At 72.6% G+C, this 19,692-nt stretch carries 19 protein-coding genes; 6 read left to right on the top strand and 13 right to left on the bottom strand.

The window, feature by feature from the left end; genetic code table 11:
* Window positions 1–37: 37 nt before the first annotated feature.
* From L1857_RS21845 to L1857_RS21830, 4 genes are read right to left on the bottom strand one after another with little or no spacing between them, the layout of a single operon-like run.
* Window positions 38–181: a hypothetical protein gene (locus tag L1857_RS21845; protein WP_162831228.1), complete on the bottom strand. Its 144-nt coding sequence runs from the start codon at window positions 179–181 to the stop codon at window positions 38–40.
* Between the two features lie 23 nt (window positions 182–204).
* Entirely contained in the window at window positions 205–387 is a 183-nt protein-coding gene (locus tag L1857_RS21840; protein ID WP_116114125.1) for a hypothetical protein, read from the bottom strand.
* An 8-nt stretch (window positions 388–395) separates the two neighbouring features.
* Window positions 396–1,781, bottom strand: coding sequence for a sensor histidine kinase (locus L1857_RS21835; protein ID WP_094002642.1), 1,386 nt, complete (start codon window positions 1,779–1,781; stop codon window positions 396–398).
* Window positions 1,778–2,458 carry a response regulator transcription factor gene (locus tag L1857_RS21830; RefSeq protein ID WP_116114120.1) on the bottom strand — a complete coding sequence of 227 codons (681 nt, stop codon included), beginning with the start codon at window positions 2,456–2,458 and terminating at the stop codon, window positions 1,778–1,780. Before L1857_RS21830 ends, L1857_RS21835 begins: the two co-directional genes overlap by 4 nt.
* Before the next feature lie 315 nt (window positions 2,459–2,773).
* On the opposite strand from L1857_RS21830, the gene L1857_RS21825 reads away from it, so the two are divergent.
* On the top strand, window positions 2,774–3,313 hold the full coding sequence (locus L1857_RS21825) for a MarR family winged helix-turn-helix transcriptional regulator (protein WP_249466146.1): 540 nt from the start codon (window positions 2,774–2,776) through the stop codon (window positions 3,311–3,313).
* Between the two features lie 10 nt (window positions 3,314–3,323).
* Here L1857_RS21825 and L1857_RS21820 read toward each other — a convergent pair whose 3' ends face one another.
* The 3 genes from L1857_RS21820 to L1857_RS21810 all read right to left on the bottom strand — a co-directional run bounded on the left by L1857_RS21820 (window position 3,324) and on the right by L1857_RS21810 (window position 6,539).
* Entirely contained in the window at window positions 3,324–4,358 is a 1,035-nt protein-coding gene (locus L1857_RS21820; protein ID WP_094002645.1) for an NAD-binding protein, read from the bottom strand.
* Between the two features lie 155 nt (window positions 4,359–4,513).
* On the bottom strand, window positions 4,514–5,176 hold the full coding sequence (locus tag L1857_RS21815; RefSeq protein WP_233156978.1) for a potassium channel family protein: 663 nt from the start codon (window positions 5,174–5,176) through the stop codon (window positions 4,514–4,516).
* Window positions 5,169–6,539 carry a TrkH family potassium uptake protein gene (locus tag L1857_RS21810; RefSeq protein ID WP_249466143.1) on the bottom strand — a complete coding sequence of 457 codons (1,371 nt, stop codon included), beginning with the start codon at window positions 6,537–6,539 and terminating at the stop codon, window positions 5,169–5,171. The genes L1857_RS21815 and L1857_RS21810 overlap by 8 nt, the downstream gene beginning before the upstream one ends.
* A gap of 280 nt (window positions 6,540–6,819) precedes the next feature.
* Between L1857_RS21810 and L1857_RS21805 the strand changes: the two genes are divergently transcribed.
* Window positions 6,820–7,260 carry a CBS domain-containing protein gene (locus L1857_RS21805; protein ID WP_094002661.1) on the top strand — a complete coding sequence of 147 codons (441 nt, stop codon included), beginning with the start codon at window positions 6,820–6,822 and terminating at the stop codon, window positions 7,258–7,260.
* A gap of 10 nt (window positions 7,261–7,270) precedes the next feature.
* Window positions 7,271–8,563 carry an ArsB/NhaD family transporter gene (locus L1857_RS21800; protein WP_094002662.1) on the top strand — a complete coding sequence of 431 codons (1,293 nt, stop codon included), beginning with the start codon at window positions 7,271–7,273 and terminating at the stop codon, window positions 8,561–8,563.
* Window positions 8,564–8,796: 233 nt separating this feature from the next.
* Here the strand turns inward: L1857_RS21800 and L1857_RS21795 are convergent, their stop codons facing one another.
* The 6 genes from L1857_RS21795 to xsc all read right to left on the bottom strand — a co-directional run bounded on the left by L1857_RS21795 (window position 8,797) and on the right by xsc (window position 15,914).
* Window positions 8,797–9,522 (bottom strand): sulfite exporter TauE/SafE family protein, encoded by a 726-nt coding sequence (locus L1857_RS21795; RefSeq protein WP_249466138.1) that lies wholly within the window; start codon window positions 9,520–9,522, stop codon window positions 8,797–8,799.
* Entirely contained in the window at window positions 9,519–10,274 is a 756-nt protein-coding gene (locus L1857_RS21790; protein WP_249466134.1) for a sulfite exporter TauE/SafE family protein, read from the bottom strand. The genes L1857_RS21795 and L1857_RS21790 overlap by 4 nt, the downstream gene beginning before the upstream one ends.
* Before the next feature lie 128 nt (window positions 10,275–10,402).
* Entirely contained in the window at window positions 10,403–10,927 is a 525-nt protein-coding gene (locus L1857_RS21785) for a flavin reductase family protein (protein WP_094002664.1), read from the bottom strand.
* On the bottom strand, window positions 10,924–12,279 hold the full coding sequence (locus L1857_RS21780; RefSeq protein WP_116109731.1) for an amino acid permease: 1,356 nt from the start codon (window positions 12,277–12,279) through the stop codon (window positions 10,924–10,926). Before L1857_RS21780 ends, L1857_RS21785 begins: the two co-directional genes overlap by 4 nt.
* Before the next feature lie 296 nt (window positions 12,280–12,575).
* Window positions 12,576–13,940, bottom strand: a complete 1,365-nt coding sequence (locus L1857_RS21775) for an aspartate aminotransferase family protein (RefSeq protein ID WP_094002666.1) — start codon at window positions 13,938–13,940, stop codon at window positions 12,576–12,578.
* Between the two features lie 165 nt (window positions 13,941–14,105).
* Window positions 14,106–15,914 (bottom strand): sulfoacetaldehyde acetyltransferase, encoded by a 1,809-nt coding sequence (gene xsc, locus L1857_RS21770; protein ID WP_249466127.1) that lies wholly within the window; start codon window positions 15,912–15,914, stop codon window positions 14,106–14,108.
* A 144-nt stretch (window positions 15,915–16,058) separates the two neighbouring features.
* Between xsc and L1857_RS21765 the strand changes: the two genes are divergently transcribed.
* From L1857_RS21765 to L1857_RS21755, 3 genes are read left to right on the top strand one after another with little or no spacing between them, the layout of a single operon-like run.
* Window positions 16,059–16,901: an IclR family transcriptional regulator gene (locus L1857_RS21765; protein WP_094002668.1), complete on the top strand. Its 843-nt coding sequence runs from the start codon at window positions 16,059–16,061 to the stop codon at window positions 16,899–16,901.
* Window positions 16,902–16,915: 14 nt separating this feature from the next.
* The gene (locus L1857_RS21760) at window positions 16,916–17,881 is read left to right on the top strand and encodes an AAA family ATPase (RefSeq protein WP_249466120.1); all 966 of its coding nucleotides are present in this window, start codon (window positions 16,916–16,918) and stop codon (window positions 17,879–17,881) included.
* Entirely contained in the window at window positions 17,878–19,557 is a 1,680-nt protein-coding gene (locus L1857_RS21755) for a cobaltochelatase CobT-related protein (RefSeq protein WP_249466116.1), read from the top strand. The genes L1857_RS21760 and L1857_RS21755 overlap by 4 nt, the downstream gene beginning before the upstream one ends.
* The last annotated feature ends 135 nt before the right edge of the window (window positions 19,558–19,692 follow it).

Here is a 19,692-nt window from a genome sequence, read left to right as displayed (position 1 = left end):
TGGCCGCTCGGAAACCCACCACGACCCGTCCTCCGGGTCAGATGTGCACGTGGGTGACGCGGCTGAGGCGGTAGTGCGCCAGCCGGTAGAGCATTTCGCCGAGAGCTTCCGCGACGATCTGTCCCTCGAGGTCCCGTGCCGCGTCCCGCACGGTCTGGCGGACGTGGGTACGCGGAACCACGCCGTGGAATGGCGCCGGCCCCCTCACGACGAAGTGGGTGACGAGGGGCCCGTGGTCACCGCGGGATCCGGACGTTGCGTGACCTGAGGTGTCGTCGGCACGGCCGTGGTGGTCGACGGGATCGGCTCCGGCTCGTCCTGGGTGGTGACCCCGCAGCCGGCCGCGAGCAGCACCGGCCACACCACGACGACCGCGAAGCGACGCACACCCGGCCTCATGCGGTGGCCTCCGGAAGTTCCACGACGAACCGGGATCCGCCGCCCGGCCGGTCCTCGGCCCAGGCCGCCCCACCGAGCCGCCGGGCGTGTTCGGCGACGATGGCCAGCCCGAGGCCGCTGCCGCTGCCGTCCCGGCGATCGCCGGCCCGCGTGCCGCGGGTGAAGCGTTCGAAGATCTGCTCGCGAAGATGCGCCGGCACGCCGGGCCCCTCGTCGTCGACCTCGAGACGCACCCGGCTCGCTCCCACGCCGATCCCGATCCGGCGCGCCCCGCCCGCGTAGTGCTCGGCGTTGTCGAGCAGGTTGCCCACGATGCGGTCCAGCCGCCGCCGGTCCCCCCGCACCAGCGCCGGCTCCGGCCCGGCGTCCACCGGCGGCGAGGACGTGTTCCGGTGCGCGAGCACGTTGGTCACCAGTTCGCGCAGGTCGAGGACTTCCCAGGCGTCGTCGTCGCCCTGCTGGCCGGCGCGGGAGATCTCCAGCAGGTCGATGACCATGCGCCGGAACCGGTGCACCTCCAGGACCAGCAGGTCGAGCGCCCGGCGGGCGGTCTCGGGCAGATCGTCCCGCCGGCGGTGCAGCACTTCGGCGGCACTGGTCATGGTGGTCAGCGGGGACCGCAGTTCGTGGCTGACGTCGCCGGCGAACCGGGCGTCGCGCTGGACGCGGTGCTCGAGGGCCTGCGTCGTCTCGTTGAAGGTCCGGGCCAGCGGCGCCAGGTCGGCGTCGGCGTGCTGGGGCAGGCGGGCGCCGAGGTCACCGGCGGCGACCCGGGAGGCGGCGGCGGTGAGGGCGGTGAGCGGGCGTAGTGCCCGCCGGCTGGTCCACAACCCGAGCGCACCGCCCAGCACTCCACTGGCCAGGGTGCCACCGGCCAGGAGGCTGCTGAGGAAGTGGAAGGTGCGGTCGATCTCGGCCAGGGGGAAGATCTCCACGTAGAACCCGCCTTGGGTGGCCAGGGGGAGCGCCACCGCGAGCACGGGGACGTCCCGCACGTGCAGGCGCTGCCGCACGGGCGTGCCCGACCGGGCGGCGTCGGCGAACGCGCGGGGCAGCTCGGCGAACTCGACCTGCCTGCCGCCGGTGAGCACGTGACCGGGCCGTTGCACGATGATCGTCGCGTTCGGACCCGTGGTGAGGCCGGTCAGCAGTTCCTCCAGGCCCCCGGACCCGGTGCGGATGGCCTCTTCGACCAGCCGCGCGTTCACCGCGGCCTGCTGGGTGGCGCTCTGCAGACGCTGGTCGAGCATGTATCCGCTGGCCAGGTTCCAGGTCGCCAGGGCGAACAGCCCGGAGACGAGGAACGAGCCGAGCCCGAAGGCGACGGCGACGCGCCACCGCAGCGACAGCACCTGCCGGAGCGGGCGACGGAACCGCGTCACGGTTCCGGCTCGATCCTGTACCCCATCCCGCGCACGGTCACGATGGTCCGCGGGTGGTCGGGATCGGTCTCCACCTTGCGCCGCAACCGCCGGATGTGGACGTCGAGCAGGCGGGTGTCACCGAAGTAGTCGTAGCCCCAGACCTGGCTCAGCAGCTGCTCCCGGGTCACCACGCTGCCGGCGGACGCGGCCAGCTCGGCGAGGAGGCCGAACTCGGTGCGGGTCAGGTGCACCTGCGTGCCGTCGCGGAAGACCGTCGCCGCGTCCAGCCGGATCTCCAGGTCGGCCACGTGCAGCACGGCCGGCCGCCCGGGGGACCGCCGCCGCAGCAACGCGCGCATGCGGGCGGCCAGCTCGCCCGCGACCAGCGGTTTGGTGACGTAGTCGTCCGCGCCGGCCTCCAGGCCGGCGATCACCTCGCGGCTTTCCGAGCGCGCGGTGACCACGATGATCGGCAGGTCACCGCTGTCCCGCAAGGTGCGGCAGACGGTGAGCCCGTCCACGCCGGGCAGCATCAGATCCAGCAGCACGAGATCGACGGGGCCGGCTTCCACGGTCTCCAGCGCGCGCTCACCGCTGGGCACGTGCACCACGGCGAACCCTTCGTCGTCGAGGGCCAGCGTCAGGGCCTGCGCGATGCGCTCGTCGTCTTCGACCAGGAGAACTCGGGTCGGCATAGCGGCCATTCTTCCCGCCCGCCCGCCCGGCGCCGCCCGCCCGGCCCCGGCCGCACCTTGCGATTGCCTTACGTTCCGGGGAACGCGGGCGCGCGTGGTGTGGCCGTCGGGGGTGCTGGTGATCGGCGGGGTGGCCGGGGGCGTGATGGCGGCGCTCGCATGCACCCGGGCCAGTGGTGACACGCGACAGCGTAGTCGGGGCGGTGAGCGAAGGAGCGTTGTCTCGATCCGAGCCGGGAACCCTGACCAGGGCAACGATTGCACCCGCCAACCTTGGCCGGGGTGGAACGATCGGCGATCGGGTAGAACTGAGATGTGCCCGCTCGCCGCCCGCCACGCACCGCACCCACCACCGGCCGCGCCACCCGCACCGCCGGGGCGAAACCGGCGCCCGGCGACGTCGACGCCCTGACCGACGCCTTCCTCACGGCATCGCGTCTGCTGGTCGCGGTGTCGGCGCGGTCGATCAGCGCGGTCGACGAGTCGATCACGGTGGCCCAGTTCCGGGTGCTGGTCGTGCTCGACAGCCGGGGACCGGCGAAGCTGACGACACTGGCCGGCCACCTCGCCGTCAACCCGTCGACCGCCTCCCGCATGGTGGACCGGCTGGTCGCCGCCGGCCTCGTCGACCGCGAGACCAGCCCCACGTCCCGCCGCGAACTGGTCGTCGGCCTGACCGGCCAGGGCGCCGCGGTCGTGCGATCGGTGACCCGGCGGCGGCGCGCGGAGATCACCCGGATCGTGACCAGGATGCCGGTCACCTCTCGCCGCGGCCTCGTGCGGGCGCTCCGCGCCTTCACCGAAGCAGGAGGCGAACCGCCGGTCGACGGGGGTGCGGACGTCCCGTGGCTGTGACCGGGGGACGTCAGCGCGCGGAGCCGCCGCCGGCGAAGGCGGCCTCGATGTCGTCTCCGGTGAGCCGGCGGGGGCCGACGTAGTAGATGGTCGATCCGGCGGGAACCTCGGCGTCCCAGGGCGGGTTGACGACGAGCCGCTCGCCGGTCCGGATGGCGAGCAGCGTGGACCGGTGCTGCCGGCTCAGCGTCGTCTGGCACCGCTCGACGGGCACCGCCGCCGGGAGCACCGCGGAATAGGTGTTGGCGCCGCCGTGGGTCATCAGCTCGGCGTACACCTCCGCTATCCCGGGGGAGGTCAGTTCCTCGGTGACCATCCGCGGGGTGTGCCACTGCACGCACCGGAAGCCGGGATCGACGTAGTGGATGAGATCCGCCCGTGCCATGTCCCGCAGGGTGATCACGACGTGCGCGTCCGGGGCGAGGTGATCCACCGTGACGGCGATCGCGAGGGCCTCGTTGTCGTCCCGGGCGTCGATGAGGACCGCACGAGCACGCTGCACCACGGCGCGCCGCAGGACCTGCTCGCCGGTGAGGTCACCCCGCACGAAGTCGATGTCCTGTTCGGGCATCGGATGGGTGGTGACCTCGTCCCAGGCGCACAGGACGATCCGGCCGGCTCCGTCCGCGACCAGTTCCCGGACCAGCCGCTCGGTGCGCCCGGCGGTGTAGCCGAGCAGCACCACGTGGTCGGCCGCGGTCACGGTGGCAACTCCCTGCATCCGCCGTCCTTTCGCCTCTTCCAGCACCGCGGCGAGCTTGGTGAACACGGTGGTCAACGTGACGATGCCGCCGATCACGACGTAAGCGCCGACGACGTGTCCGGCTCCCGAGACCGGGTAGAAGTCGCCGTAGCCGACCGTGGCCGCGGTGACGACGAAGTACCACCAGTAGTTGGCCGGTCGGACGAGGTCGCTGCCGGCCGGCTCGGCCAGCGCCATGAGCGGCCAGCTGGTGACGAACACGAACACGATGACCAGGACCGGCGTGAGCCAGCTGCGGAGGAACACCAGGCGGGCGATCAACCGGGTGAGAAAGATCGGCACAACGGGGCTCCTGCACGGCATCGTGGACCGGTGGAGTGTAGCCCGGCCACGGCGCCGCGCACCGTGGTGGACGGTGTCGGCGGTGCTCCAGCGCCGTCTCCAGCTGACGGCGTGAACTCCGGGACGAGCGCCGGCCGGGCAGTCGCGGGCGCAGCTCAGCTGAGTTCGGCGAACTGCTCGGTCTGGCGCGTCGTGCCGGCGACGATGAGGGTGTCGCCCGGAAGGACGACGGTGTCCTGGGTGGCGTAGGTGAAGTCCTGCCCGGGCCGTTTGATGCACACGACGGTGACCCCGTACTTGGCGCGGATCCCGCTCGCGCCCAGCGGCTTGCCGACGGCGAACGCGGGTGCGCGGGTCTTGACCATGGCGAAGTCGTCCTCGAACTCGATGTAGTCCAGCATCCGCCCGGTGACCAGGTGCGCGACCCGTTCGCCCATGTCGTGTTCGGGCAGCACGACGTGGTGCACCCCGACCCGCTCCAGGATCCTGCCGTGTTCCCGGCTCGTCGCCTTGCCCCAGATGTCGTCGATGCCGAGGTCGACCAGCAGGGACGCGGTGAGGATGCTGGCTTCCAGCTCGGTGCCGATGGCGACCACCGCGCGGGAGAACTCGGGCACGCCGAGCTGGCGCATGGCCTCGATGTCGGTGGAGTCGGCGCTGACCACCTGGGTGAGCTGGCCGGACAGGCTCTGCACGATGCGGGGACTGCGGTCGATGCCGAGCACCTCGACGTCGCGCTTGGCCAGTTCCAGGGCCAGCGACGCGCCGAACCGGCCCAGGCCGATGACCACCACACCCGCTTCTCGCTTGTCAGCCAACGATCGGTCGCTCCTCGGGAAGTTCGTAGCGGCGTGCCCGGGCCCGCAGCGCCAGGGCGGCACCGAGGGTGAGCGGGCCGAGCCGCCCGATGAACATCAGCACCGTCAGCATGACATGCCCGGCGGCGGGCAGGTCGGCGGTGATGCCGGTGGACAGGCCGACGGTCGCGAACGCCGAGACCACCTCGAAGGCCACCTGGTCCAGTGTGAACGGGGTGATCGTGAGCAGGAACCAGATGCCCGCGATCACCACCCCCACCCCGAGCAGCGCGATGGTCAGCGCCTGGCGCTGGACGTCGTCGGGCAGCCGCCGCCGCAGCACGTTGACCCTGGGCTCGCCGCGCAGCTCGGCCCAGATCACCACGGCCAGGAGCGCGAAGGTGGTCACCTTGATGCCGCCGGCGGTGCCGGCGCTGCCCCCGCCGACGAACATCAGCAGGTCCATCGACAACCAGCTCTCCGGGTGCATCCCGGCGACGTCCACGCTGTTGAACCCGGCCGTGCGCGGCATGACCGCCTGGAAGAACCCCGCGAGCAGGCGCCCCGGCACCGGCAGCGCGCCGAGCGTGGCCTGGTTCGACCACTCGACCGCGGTGAGGACGATCGTGCCGAGCCCCAGCAGCGCCCCGCTCACCCCGAGGGTGATCTTGGTGTGCAGGGACCAGCGCCGCGGGTGGCGCCACTGCCGCCGCAGCTCCCACAGCACGGGGAAACCGAGGCCCCCCGCGATCACCGCGACCGCGATCGGCAGGCAGATCCACGGGTCGGTGGCGAACCGCACCAGGTTGTCCGGCCACAACGCGAACCCGGCGTTGTTGAACGCCGAGACCGCGTGGAACACCCCCAGGTAGGCGGCCCGGCCCCAGGACTCGCCGTACCCGGTGGCGAACCGGATGGTCAGCACCACCGCGGTGGCGGCCTCGACGAGCAGGCTGGTGCGCACGACCCCGAGCACCACGCGCCGCGCCGCGCCCGGCCCGGCGCTCTTGGTCTCGGTCTGCGCGTAGAGCCGGGTGCGCAGCCGCATCCGGCCGCTGATCAGCAGCCCGAACAGCGATGCCAGCGTCATCACCCCGAAGCCGCCCAGCTGGATCAGCCCGAGGATCACCAGTTCCCCGAACGCCGACCAGTGGCCCGCGGTGTCCACCACGACCAGCCCGGTGACGCACAGCGCCGATGCCGCGGTGAACAGCGCGGACACCACCGGGGTGTGCTCGCCGGACTCGGTGGCCGCCGGCAGCGCCAGCAGGACCGCGCCGGCCACGAGTGCCGACCCGAAGGCCGCCACCACGACCCGGGCCGGATGCGCGAACTGGGCGAACACCCGCCGCCACCCCGCACGCACCGATTTCAGGGACGCCACGGGGGCTCAGCCTACGGACCGGCCGGAGGAAACCGGCGCGGTCACCGGGTGTGTCACGTCACTGCACACACCGGCGCGACCGGTTTGCTTCGGGCCCGGCTTTGCGGCATCTTTACGGGCGGCGCGCCGGGAAGTCTGGTCGGCACACCCGCCCCACGCAACGGGGCGGGTTCGTTGTCGACGGCGGGAGATTCGGTGGCGCTGGTATTCGCCTTCGGTGTGGTGCTCGGAGATCGGACGCCCCACGGCGAAGGTGCCCGTTTCGTCGTAGTCTGCGGATATGCGCTGCACCGACATCGCCGAGGACTTCCCGGTCGTGGACCTGGACTCCGATGCGCTGGAAGCGGCCCGTCTGCTGGCCCGCAACCGGCTGCCCGGCCTCGTGGTGACCGACGCGAACGGCGCGCCCACGGCGATCCTGCCCGCCTCCCAGGTGGTGCGGTTCCTGGTGCCGGGCTACGTGCAGGACGATCCGTCGCTGGCCGGGGTGCTGTCGGAGTCGATGGCCGACCACGTCGCGGACAAGTTGTCCGGCAAGACCGTGCGCTCGTTGCTGCCGGAGGACCGTCCGGAGCTGGCGGTGGTCAGCTTCGACGACACGATCGTGGAGGTCGCCGCGGTGATGGCCCGCCTGCGCTGCCCGCTCGCGGCGGTGCTCCGGGACGGCCGGCTGGTCGGGGTGATCACCGCGTCGCGGTTGCTGGAGCTGGCGCTGCGCTGAGGGGGCCGGCATGACCACCGCGATCGCGATCGCGGTGTTCGTGGTCGCCTACCTGCTCATCGCCACCGAGCGGATCCCGAAGATGGTCGCCGCCCTGGCCGGCGCCGGGGTGGTGCTCGCCGCCGGGGTCGTCGGCTCGGACGAGGCGTTCTACTCCCACGACACGGGCATCGACTGGGACGTCGTCTTCCTGCTGTTCGGGATGATGGTCATCGTCGGGATCCTGCGCCGCACCGGGGTGTTCGAGTACGTCGCGATCTGGGCGGCGAAACGCGCCAAGGGCTCGCCGCTGCGGGTGATGATCCTGCTGGTGCTGATCACCGCGGTCGCCTCGGCGTTCCTGGACAACGTCACCACCGTGCTGCTGATCGCCCCGGTGACGCTGCTGGTCTGCGACCGGCTCGGGGTGAACCCGGTGCCGTTCCTCATCGCCGAGGTGATGGCCTCCAACATCGGCGGCGCGGCGACCCTGATCGGCGATCCGCCCAACATCATCATCGGCAGCCGCGCCGGCCTGACGTTCAACGACTTCCTGGTGAACATGGCGCCGATCGTGGTGATCGAGCTGATCGTGTTCACCCTGATCCTGCCGTGGCTGTTCCGCGGCTCGTTCGACGCCGACCCGGACCGGGTGGCCGACGTGATGGCCCTCAACGAACGTGAAGCCATCCACGATCCCGCGTTGCTGATCAAGTGCGGCGTCGTGCTCGCCGCGGTGTTCACCGCCTTCGTCGGGCACTCGATCTTCCACCTGGAACCGTCGGTGGTCGCGCTGCTCGGCGCCGGCGTGCTCGTGCTGATCTCGAAAACGAGGCCCAAGGACTACCTGGCCGGTGTCGAATGGGAGACGCTGCTGTTCTTCGCGGGCCTGTTCATCATGGTCGGCGCCCTCATCCACACCGGCGTCATCGGCACCCTCGCGGGCTGGGCCGCCGACGCCACCGGCGGGAACGCGCTGGTTGCGGTCATGCTGATCCTCGGGGTCTCGGCGGTGCTATCCGGGGTCATCGACAACATCCCCTACGTGGCGACCATGAGCCCCCTGGTCGCCGACCTGTCGGCGGGCATCGCCGACCCCGTGCAGGCCGAGGCGCTGTGGTGGTCGCTGGCGCTGGGCGCCGACTTCGGCGGCAACCTCACCGCGGTCGGCGCCAGCGCCAACGTGGTCGTGCTGGGCATCGCCAAGCGGGCCGGCACGCCGATCTCGTTCTGGGAGTTCACCAAGAAGGGCATCGTCGTCACCGCCATCACGATCCTGCTCGCCGCGCCCTACCTGTGGCTGCGGTACTTCCTCCTCGCCTGAGCTACCATGCCGGAAACGACGGTCACAACGATGTGGAACCGAGACATGGCAGAACTGCTGTTCACCCTCGCGATCATCGCGGCGTTCCTGCTCGCGGCGGCGGCCCTGCGCGCCGCCGCCCACCGCCAGCAGCGCCACTAGGTGTCCCGGCCATCGGGTTGGGCCTGGGCGCGGGCACGAGCCGTCGGATGTGGACGGTGGGCCCCCGGGTGCACCTGTCCAGCCGTCCCGGGTCAGGCGCCCACCACGGTGACCACTCCGGACACCACGATCAGCCCGACGACCGCCCGCTCGAACAGCTTCCGCGGCACCCTGCCGACGAGCCGTCCGCCGATCGCGTTGCCCACCGCCCCCGCGGCGAGCAGCACCAGCAGCTGCGGCCACAGACCCTCGGCGCTGACCTGCCCGGCCGCGGCCAGCAGCAGCAGCGACAACGCGTTGGTGACCACGAAGTAGCCGGCCAGATCGGCCACGAACGTCCGCGGCGGCACCTTCGCCGCGGCGAGCAGGACGGCCGGCGGCGCGCCGTTGAGGGAGGTGGTGGTGGACAGGTAGCCGCCGAGCAGCCCGGCGACCGCCTGCCTGCGTGGGGTCGCCTCGTGCACCCGGTCCGCGGGGCGCAGCAGGAGCCGCAGCCCGGACAGGATCACCACGGCCCCGGCCAGGATGCGCAACCCGTGCGGCGGCAGCCAGTGCAGCGTCAGCGCCCCGGCGGCCGCGCCCGGCAGGCTCGCCGCCCCCAGCACCGCCACCCGCCGCCACACCACGTGCCGCCGTTCGCGGTGCAGCACGGCGAACCGGGTGGTCATCGTGACGATCAGGTTGATCAGCACCACCTGCGGCAGCGGCAACCCGGTCAGCAGCAGCAACGGCGTGCCCACCAGGGACGCGCCGAACCCGGTCAGCCCGCCGATCAGGCCCGCGAAGGCGACGGCCAGCGCGGCGAGCACCAGCGTCACGCGACCACCGCCTGGGCCACCAGGCCGAGCGACACCACGGCGAGAATGCCGAGCACGATCTGCCGCACGTCCCCGGCCGCCCGACGATAGGCCCACCCACCGAGGGCGACCCCGGTGAGCGCGATCGGCAGGAACAGCGCGGTCTGCGCGAGCACGGCCCAGCCGAGCAGACCGCCCGCGCCCGCCGCGGCGACGGTCAGCAGATCGGCGGCGAGGAAGAACACCACCAGGCTGGCCCGGCTGACGGCGATCGGCAGCGGCGAGGCCAGGTACATCAGGACCACCGGCGGCCCGCCCACCCCGCACGCCCCGTTGAGCAGGCCGAACAGGACACCCGCGCCACCGGTGCGGGCCGGCCCGCCGAGCGGCCGCGTGCGGCGGGTGACGGCGAGCGCGAGCGCCGAGACGCCCACCACCAGCCCCACCGCGAGCCGCGTCGCGTGCACCGGCAGCGCGGCCAGCGCCCAGATGCCGGCGGGCAACCCGGCCAGCGTCCCGGCGAGCAGCCACCGCAGCGACGGCCGGTGCGCGTCCGGCCACACGCGCGGCGCGAGAGCCGCACTGGAGGCGACCTCCAGCAGCAGCGTGCTGGGCACCACGGCCGACGGCGGCAGCACCAGGCAGAGACAGCCCACCCACACCGTGGACGCGCCGAAGCCGGCATAGCCGCGGATCACCCCGCCCAGCACCAGCGCGCCGACGGCGAACGCCATCGCCGCCACCGGCAGCTGCCAGAAGGTGGGCGCGGTCATCGGACCTCCAGGGCACGGGAACGCCCATCACCCTGGTGCATTTCTGGACACAGCGGTAGGGCCAGAACCGGGGTATCCGGTGGTGCCAGATGGGGGAGCCGTACCGGGACGGCTCCCCCCGCGCCTGCTCAGGGCACCGTGCGGTAGTGCGGGTGGTCCGGTGCCGTGTGGGCGAGACCGTGCAGTGCGCCGCGGCTGGCGATCAGCGGGTCGGCGCGCCGGCCGGCGACGTGGCGTACCCGGCCGAGGACCAGGACCCGCCCGCCGGCGGGGGTCACCGCCTCCAGGTCGCACGTCAGGACCGCCAGCGCCCGCCGGAGCCGGGGTGGCGCCCCCGGCTCCCAGTGGACCGGGTCGAACGCGGCCGCGCGCGTGAACCGGTCGTAGACGGCGCCCTGGTCGGCGGCGAGCACGTTCACCGCGAACCGGCCGGACTCGCGTGCCGCCGCGACCGTCGCCGCACGCGCCGGTGCGAAGAACGCCACCAGCGGCGGATCCGCGGACACCGCGGTGACCGGGTGGCCGGCCGACCCCACCGGCCCGGTCGCCGCGGTGGCGGTCACCACCGCCACGCACGACGGCAGGCCGCCGAGCACCCGGCTCGCCTCGGTGCGTGCCCCGTCGTCCACTTCGGAGGGTTCCAGCAGCTTCACCGTCCCACCGTCCCCTCGGACACGCTCGCCTGCGCGACCGGCGCGGGTGCGGCCGGCCGGCGTTTGCGGACCTGGTAGGCGGCGAGGATCAGCACGAGCGTGACCGCGCTCAGCCAGAACTGCGACCGGGTGGACGGCAGGAACGCCATCGCCAGGATGACCGCCACCATCAACGCGATCGTCGCGTAGCTCAGCCACGGGAACAGCCACATCTTCAGGCTCAGCGCCCCCGGATCGGTGTTCTGCAGGCGTTTGCGCAGCCGCACCTGCGCCAGCGCGATCGACAGGTACACGAACAACGCGACCGCGCCGTAGGAGTTCACCAGGAACTGGAAGATCAGATCCGGCGAGGTGTAGGCGGCGATGACCGACACGTACCCGACGGCGGTGCCGGCGATGATGGCCCGGCGGGGCACCCCGCTGCGGGACAGCTTGGTGAACGCCTTGGGCGCGTCCCCGTTGCGGGTCAGCGCGAACAGCATCCGCGACGAGGTGTACAGCGCCGAGTTCAGGCAGGACAGCACCGCGGTCAGCACGATCGCGTTCATGATCGTGGACACCGCGGGGATGCCGAGCACGTCCAGCACCGCCGCGTAGGGGCTGACCGCGGTGTCCGGCGCGTTCCACGCCTTGACGGCGACCACCACGAACACCGACCCGACGTAGAAGGCCACCACGCGGAACACGATCGACCGCATCGCCTTGGCGATGGCCCGCCGCGGCTCGGTGGACTCGGCCGCCGCGATGGTGACGATCTCCGCGCCGGTGTAGAACCCGACGCACGGCACCACCGCCGCCAGCACCGCCCCGATCCCGAGTGGCGCGAACCCGCCGTGCGAGACGAGGTTGCCGACCCCGCCGTGCGAACCGGGCCAGAACCCGAGCAGGTAGAGGGCGCCGAGCACGAGGAAGACCACGATCGCGATGACCTTGATCGAGGAGAACCAGTACTCGAACTCGCCGTAGGAGCGTGCCGACACCAGGTTCGTCGCGGTGAGCAGCAGGAGCAGCCCGAGGCTGAGCACCCACAGCGGCACGCCGGGCAGCCACAGCTGCATGATCCGCCCGCCGGCCACCGCCTCCACGGCGACCACGATCACGAAGAAGTACCAGTACATCCAGCCCACCGCGAACCCGGCGCGGTTGCCCATCGCCTCGCGGGCGTAGACGTAGAACGAGCCGAGCGCGGGCCGCGCCACGGTCATCTCGGCCAGCATCCGCATGATCAGCACGGTGATCAGGCCCGCGATCAGGAACGAGACCACGGCCGCCGGCCCGGCCGACTGGATCACCACGCCGCTGCCGACGAACAGGCCGGCGCCGATGACCCCGCCCAGGGCGATCAGGTTCATGTGGCGTTGTTTGAGACCCGGTTTGAGCCCGCTCGAGGCGGCCGTCTCCGGTGCAGAACCCACGTCTCCTCCTTCCGGCGACGCCGGAGGGACTGCGCGTCCCTGCGCCGGCACCACCGCGATCTCGCCGAGAACTGCTGTGTGGTTCCCGTCACCGTAGGAACCGGACCGGCCCCTGCGCGAGTGCCAGATGCGCGGCATGCTCTGGGTCCAGTGCGGACATTCCCCGGGCAGCACGACGGGCGCCGGGTGCCCGGCAGGTCCGGGTGCCCGGCGCCCACGCGGCGCCCGTGACGTCAGGGCTGGACGGCCTTCTCCACGTCGGTCAGCATGCCGTCGACGCCGTGCAGCAGGTCCGACAGCACGGCCTGGTCGGCGACCAGCGGCGGCGCGATCATCAGCATCGTCGCGCCGCGGTCGTCGCCGCGCAGGATCACGCCGGTGCGCCGGAACGCCTCGGGCAGCACCTGCCGCAGCACCGTCCGCGACTCCTCCTCGGTGAACTCCCGGCCGCCGTCCCGGTCGGCCATCAGCTCGAGGGCGTAGAAGAACCCGGTGCCGCGCACGTCCTTGACGCAGCGATGGGCGTCCTGGAGCGACCGCAGCGCGGCGAACAGCCGTGGCCCCTCGGCCAGCACGTGCTCGGGCACCTTCTCGTCGCGCATCGCGGTGATGTTGGCGACCGCGACCGCGGTGGCGACCGGGTGCCCGCCCCACGTCGCGCCGTGCGTGAACACCCCGCCCAGCGGCGAGTCGTACAGCTGCGCCACCAGCGACTCCCGCACGACGACCCCGCCCAGCGGCGCGTAGCCGGAGGTGGAGCCCTTGGCGAAGGTGATCAGGTCCGGCACCACGCCGGTCAGGCCGTGGCCGAAGAAATGGCCGAGCCGCCCGAACGAGCAGATCACCTCGTCGGAGACCAGCAGGATGCCGTACTTGTCGCACAGCGCGCGCAGCGCCGGCCAGTAGCCCTCCGGCGGGACCAGCGCGCCGCGCCCGTTCTGCACCGGCTCGGCGAACACCGCCGCGATCGTCTCCGGGCCCTCCTCCAGGATGACCTCCTCGATGGCCCGCACGCAGGCCAGCTGGTCGGCCGGGCCGCAGTCCCCGGTGAAGCCGAGGGTGTTGGGCACGTGCCGGATGCCGGGCAGCAGCGGGCCGAACGGCTCCTTGATCTTCGGCAGCCCGGTGACCGACAGCGCGCCCAGCGTGGTGCCGTGGTAGGCCATCTCCCGGCTGATGATCTTCGTCCGCTCCGGGGCGCCCTGGCTGCGGTGGTACTGGCGGGCGAACTTCAGCGCGGTCTCCACCGCCTCCGACCCGGAGTTGACGAAGAACGTGGTGCCCAGGTCACCCGGGGCGAGCTGGGCGATCAGCTCGGCGGCCGCGATCGACGGCGGGTGGGCCGAACCCCAGTTGCTGGCGTAGGCGAGAGTGCCGGCCTGCTCGGCGGCGGCGCGGGCGATGTCCTCGCGGCCGTGGCCCATGTTCACGCAGAACAGCCCGGCCAGGCCGTCGAGGTGGCGCCGGCCCTCGGTGTCGATCAGGTAGCTGCCCTCGCCGCGCACGAACACCGGGAAGTCGGCGGCCCAGGTGTCCTTGCGCGTGAAGTGCGGCCCGAGGTGTCGGCGAGCGGTGGCTCGCAGCTCCGTGACGTTCACCTGGCGACCTCCTGTGTGTGCGAGTACGGGACTCCTCCGACGATCGCAACAACTCTGGCCCCGGCCCAGAGCCAGAGAGCGCGCGATCACTGGGTCCAGATGGGCCCTGGACGCGCGAAAAGCCGGCCGGGCACGCGCCCGGCCGGCTTTGGGCAGTCCGGTCGATCAGACGTAGTCCTGGTACTTCTCCAGGAACCGGACCGGCTTGGACAGCGCGTCCCGGCGGAACGGGTCGCCCAGCTCGCGGGTGCACATGATCTCCAGGACCGTGGTGCGGCCGTCGTTCATCTGCGCGTCGACCGCCTGCCGCAGCGCAGGCCCGACCTGGTCCAGCTGGTCCACGACCACCCCGTCGGCGCCCATCGCGCGGGCGATCCCGGCGAAGCTCTCGTTGTCCAGCTCGCCGGCGACGAACCGCCGGTTGTAGAAGTCGACCTGGTTCTTCTTCTCCGCGCCCCACTGCCGGTTGTGGAACACCACGGCGGTGACCGGGATGTCGTGGCGCACCGCGGTCATGATCTCGCCCATGCTCATGCCCCACGCGCCGTCGCCGGCGTAGGCGATCGCCGGGCGGTGCGGCGCGGCCGCCTTGGCGCCGATCACGGTGGGCAGCGCGTAGCCGCAGTTGCCGAAGCTCATCGGGGCGAGGAAGCTGCGCGGCTCCTCGAACCGGAGGTAGCTGTTGGCCACCGAGTTGATGTTGCCGATGTCGGTGGAGACCATGACGTGCGGCGGCATCGCCTTCTCCAGCTCCCGCAGGACCTGCCGCGGGTGCAGCCAGTTGCCGTCCTCCTGCGCCTGCTCGGCGATCATGTCCAGGCTGAACGGGTCGCGCTCGTGGGTCCACTCGGACAGCTCGGTCTCCCAGGCGTCCTTTTCGGACCGGATCGTCTCCGCCCGCTGCGCGCGGGTGTGGTCGCAGGCCAGGTCCCGGCCGGCCAGCCGCTGGGTCAGCGCGACCGCGGCGGCCTTGGCGTCGCCGCAGATCCCGACGCTGATCTTCTTGACCAGCCCGAGCATCCGGTGGTCGGCGTCGATCTGGATGATCTTGGCGTTCTTCGGCCAGTAGTCCATGCCGTGCTGCGGCAGCGTCCCGAACGGGCCGAGCCGCGACCCGAGCGCGACCACCACGTCGGCGCGCGAGATCAGCTTCATGGCCGCCTTGGAGCCCTGGTAGCCCAGCGGGCCGCACCACAGCGGGTGGCTCGCCGGGAACGAGTCGTTGTGCAGGTAGCTGTTGACCACCGGCGCGCCCAGCCGCTCGGCCAGCGCCCGGCACTCCTCCACGGCGTCGGCCATCACCACGCCGCCGCCGGAGAGGATCACCGGGAACTCGGCGTTCGCCAGCAGCTCGGCGGCCTCGTCCAGGGACCGCTGCCCGCCCGGCCCGCGCTCGACGCGCTGCGGCTCGGGGATCTCCGCCTCGATCTCGCCGTAGAAGAAGTCGCGCGGGATGTTCAGCTGCGTCGGGCCGATCTCCGACATCGCGCGGTCGAAGGCGCGGCCGGTCAGCTCGGCCATCCGGCGCGGGTTGTTGACGTGCGCCTGGTACTTGGTGAACTCCTGGAACATCGGCAGCTGGTTGGCCTCCTGGAAGCCGCCCAGCCCCATGCCCATGGTCCCGGCCTCCGGCGTGATCATGACCACCGGGCTGTGCGCCCAGTAGGCCGCCGCGATCGCGGTGACGCAGTTGCTGATGCCCGGGCCGTTCTGGCCGATGACCACGCCGTGCCGCCCGCTGACCCGGGAATAGCCGTCGGCCATGTGCGCGGCGCCCTGCTCGTGCACGACGGGGATCAGCCGGATGCCGGCCGGCGCGAAGATGTCCATCGCGTCCATGAACGCCGAGCCCATGATGCCGAAGATGTCGGTGACCCCGTTGGCCACCAGGGTTTCGACGAAGGCCTCCGACGGGGTCATCTTCGCCGGGCCGCTGACGACGGTGCGCCCGTCGCCCGTCTTCCGCTCCGCCATGCTGCACTCCTTCGAGCAGTGGAAATCCGAACTTCCGGAACGTCACGTTCCTGAAACCTGAACAGGATGGACGATAAGGCTCGCGCGGGAGAGGGTCAACAGGGTTCGGTGAAAAACGAGACGAGATGTGCTAGTTTTCGGAACATGGTGCAGTCGAAGGACCGGGCCGTCGAGCTCGTGCGCGAAGCGGACGCCGCCGGCGTGAACGGGGACACCCCCACGATGCGGCTGTTCTCGCTGCTCGAGCTGATCGCCGCGAAGGACCAGCTGGTCACGCTGCAGGGCCTGGTCGAGGAGACCGGGATGCCCAAACCGACCCTGCACCGCATGCTGCAGCAGCTGGAGGGCGCCGGGCTGCTGGTCCGCCAGGCCGACGGGCGGCACTACGGCACCGGCGTCCGGCTGCGCCGGCTCGCGGAGAACCTGCTGCTCAACGCCACCCACCACGGCGCCCGGCACGCGGTGCTCAAGCACCTGGTCGACGAGCTGGGGGAGAGCTGCAACATCACCGCCCTGTCCGGCAGCGAGATCGTCTACCTCGACCGCGTCGAGACCCCCGAGCCGCTGCGGTTCTACCTGCGGCCCGGGTCGCGGGTGCCGATCCACTGCTCGGCCAGCGGGAAGATCATCCTCGCCCAGATGAGCCCCGGCCAGCGCCGCAAGCTGCTCGCGCACGCCCCGCTCAAGCGGTACACGCCCAAGACCATCACCGACCTCGGCACGCTGGAGGAGGAGTTCGCCCGCATCCGCCGCGACGGGTTCGCCCTCGACGACGAGGAGTTCCTGCCCGGGCTGGTGTGCGTGGCCGTGCTGGTGCCCAGCCGCACCGGCCGCTCCAACCTGGCGGTCGCGGTGCAGGCCCCGGTCATGCGGCTCACCGCGGACAAGGCGCTGCAGGCGCTGCCCGCCCTGCAGCGCGCCGCCGAGGCGATCCGCGAGGTCGAGGCCGAGGGTTCGGCCGGCGCCGCCGACGCCATCCCGTCCTGACGGAGGTCCCCCGGATGACCAGCAACGGCCCGGACGCCCGCATCGCGGTGCGGGAGGTGTTCGGACTCGACACCGACCTGGTGGTGCCCGGCTTCGCCGAACCCGGCGAGCACGTGCCCGAGCCGGACCCGGCCTACCGGTTCAACCCGGACGTGACCCTCGCCCTGCTCGCCGGGTTCGCGCACAACCGGCGCGTGCTCGTGCAGGGCCTGCACGGCACCGGCAAGTCCACCCACATCGAACAGGTCGCGGCACGGCTGAACTGGCCGTGCCTGCGGGTGAACCTGGACGGCCACGTCAGCAGGCTCGACCTGGTGGGCCGGGACGCCGTGGTGCTGCGGGAGGGCAAGCAGGTCACCGAGTTCCGCGAGGGCGTGCTGCCGTGGTCACTGCGCCGGCCGATCGCGCTGATCCTCGACGAGTACGACGCGGGCCGCCCCGACGTCATGTTCGTCATCCAGCGCCTGCTCGAACGCGAGGGCCGGTTCACCCTCACCGACGCCAACACCGTGCTGCGGCCGCACCCCGGGTTCCGGTTGTTCGCCACGGCCAACACCGTCGGCCTGGGCAACCTCAACGGGCTCTACCACGGCGTGCAGCGGCTCAACCACGCCCAGATCGACCGGTGGAACATCGTGGCCGCGCTGGACTACCTGCCGCCCGCGGAGGAGGCCGCGATCGTGCACGCGCGCGTGCCCGGCCTGGCCGGTGAGCGCGGCCGGCGGCTGGTCGCGGCGATGGTCGCGGTGGCCGGGCTGACCCGCGAGGGGTTCCGGGCCGGTGACCTGTCCGCGCTGATGTCGCCGCGCACGGTCATCACCTGGGCGGAGAACTGCGAGATCTTCGGCGATCCGGCGCTGGCGTTCCGGCTGACGTTCCTGAACAAGTGCGACGAGGCCGAACGCCCGGTGGTCACCGAGTACTTCCAGCGCTGCTTCGACCGCGAGCTCGACTCCTCCCCGCTCGCGGCCACGGCGTGACCGGGGCCGGGACCCGGCGGCGGCGACGGGTCGAGGAGCTGTCCGCGGCCGCGATCCGCGCGATCAGCGGCGAACCGGACGCGCACTTCCGCGGCGGGCGGCTGCACCGCGGCACCCGCCCCGTGCCGGCCCCGGCCCCGCACCTGCGGCCCGGCGAGGAGGACGTGGTGTCCTTCCGCGGCGCCGCCGACGGGCTGGCGCTGCACCTGGCCGTCACGGACCGCCGCGTGCACGCCCGGCTGCGGCCCGCGGGCGGCGCCGAGCGGCTGCTGTTCGACCTGCTCGAACAGTTCCGGGTGGAATCCCTGGTCCCGGCCGCCCTGCCCGGGGTGGTGACCAACCTGCGGCGCCGGCACGAACGGTGGTCCCGCGCCGCGCACCGGGCCGGCCTGACGGCGACCGAGCGGGGCCTGCTCGTGTACACGCTCGCGCAGGTGTGCCGGTCCCGGATCACCGGCGAGCCGGTGGTGGCCGAGACCGAGGACCTGATCGAACCGGCGCGCGCCGCGCTCGCCCCGGTGATCGGCACGCACCTGGCCGGGCTGCGCCGGCACCGGGCGGACCAGGCGGCGTTCGCCCGCCACGCCCGCGCGCTGGCGGCCGCCGTGGCGGGGTGGCTCGAACCCGCGCCGGGCGAGGAACGGGACCGCGACGAGGACGACTCGCCGTACGCGCTGCTGCTGGACTTCGACGGCGAGTCCGATGAGGACGGTGGGCTTCCGGCGCCGGCGGGTGGCGCGGCCCGGGCCGGGGAAGCGGGGCCGTACCGGGTGTTCACCACCGCCTACGACCGCGAGCAGCGGGCCGCGGCGCTGGTGCGGCCGGAGTTGCTGCGGGAGCAGCGGGACCGGCTGGACCACCGCGTGGCCCGGCAGGGCGTCAACGCCGCCCGGCTCGCGCGCGACCTGACGGCGGTGCTCGCCGCCCCGGCCCGCGACGGCTGGGACGGCGCCCAGGAGGAGGGGTACGTCGACGGGCGGGCGCTGGCGCGGCTGGTCGCCTCGCCCACCGAGCGTCGCCTGTTCCGGGTGGAGCGCACCGAACCGGTCGCCGACGTGCTGGTCACCTTCCTCGTGGACTGCTCGGGGTCGATGAAGGCGCACAGCGAAACCGTGGCCGTGCTGGCCGACGTGTTCGCCCGGGCGCTGGACCTGGCCGGCGCGTCGAGCGAGGTGCTCGGCTTCACCACCGCGGCGTGGCACGGCGGCCGCGCCCGGCGGGACTGGCTGCGCGCCGGCCGCCCCGCCCGGCCCGGCCGGCTCAACGAGCGCCGCCACCTGGTGTTCAAGGACGCGGCGACGCCGTGGCGCCGCGCCCGGCGGGACATCGCCGCGCTGCTGAAGGCGGACCTGTACCGCGAAGGCATCGACGGCGAGGCCTTGGCGTGGGCCGCGGAGCGCGCCCGGGGCTGCGACGCCCGGCGGCGCGTGGTCTTCGTGCTGTCCGACGGCAGCCCGATGGACGGCGCGACCGCCCTGGCGAACGACCGGCACTACCTGGACCAGCACCTGACCCAGGTGGCGGGCGACTTGGAGCGCGCTGGTGAGGTGGAGGTGTACGGGGTGGGCGTGGGCCTCGACCTGAGCCGGTACTACCGGCGCAGCGTCGCACTGGACCCGGCGGAGTGCACGGGATACCGCCCGTTCCGGGAAATCCTGGGACTCCTGACGCGTTGACGCTTCCGGGCGGCAACCCCCGGCGGCCTCGGCGCGCGGGCTGGGCCGCCACCGCGCGTGGCGTCACCGCTGGGTCGTTCTTGCGCGCCACCGGCGCTGATCGCAGCCGGAGGCGAGCAGGCGCCGCCCGCGGAG

Origin of the sequence: Amycolatopsis thermalba, assembly GCF_023376025.1 — a bacterium.
In the GTDB taxonomy this organism is placed as follows: Bacteria; Actinomycetota; Actinomycetes; order Mycobacteriales; family Pseudonocardiaceae; genus Amycolatopsis_E; species Amycolatopsis_E thermalba.
Note: the sequence above shows the minus strand (reverse complement) of the source record. Positions and strands in the feature narration are given on the sequence as shown.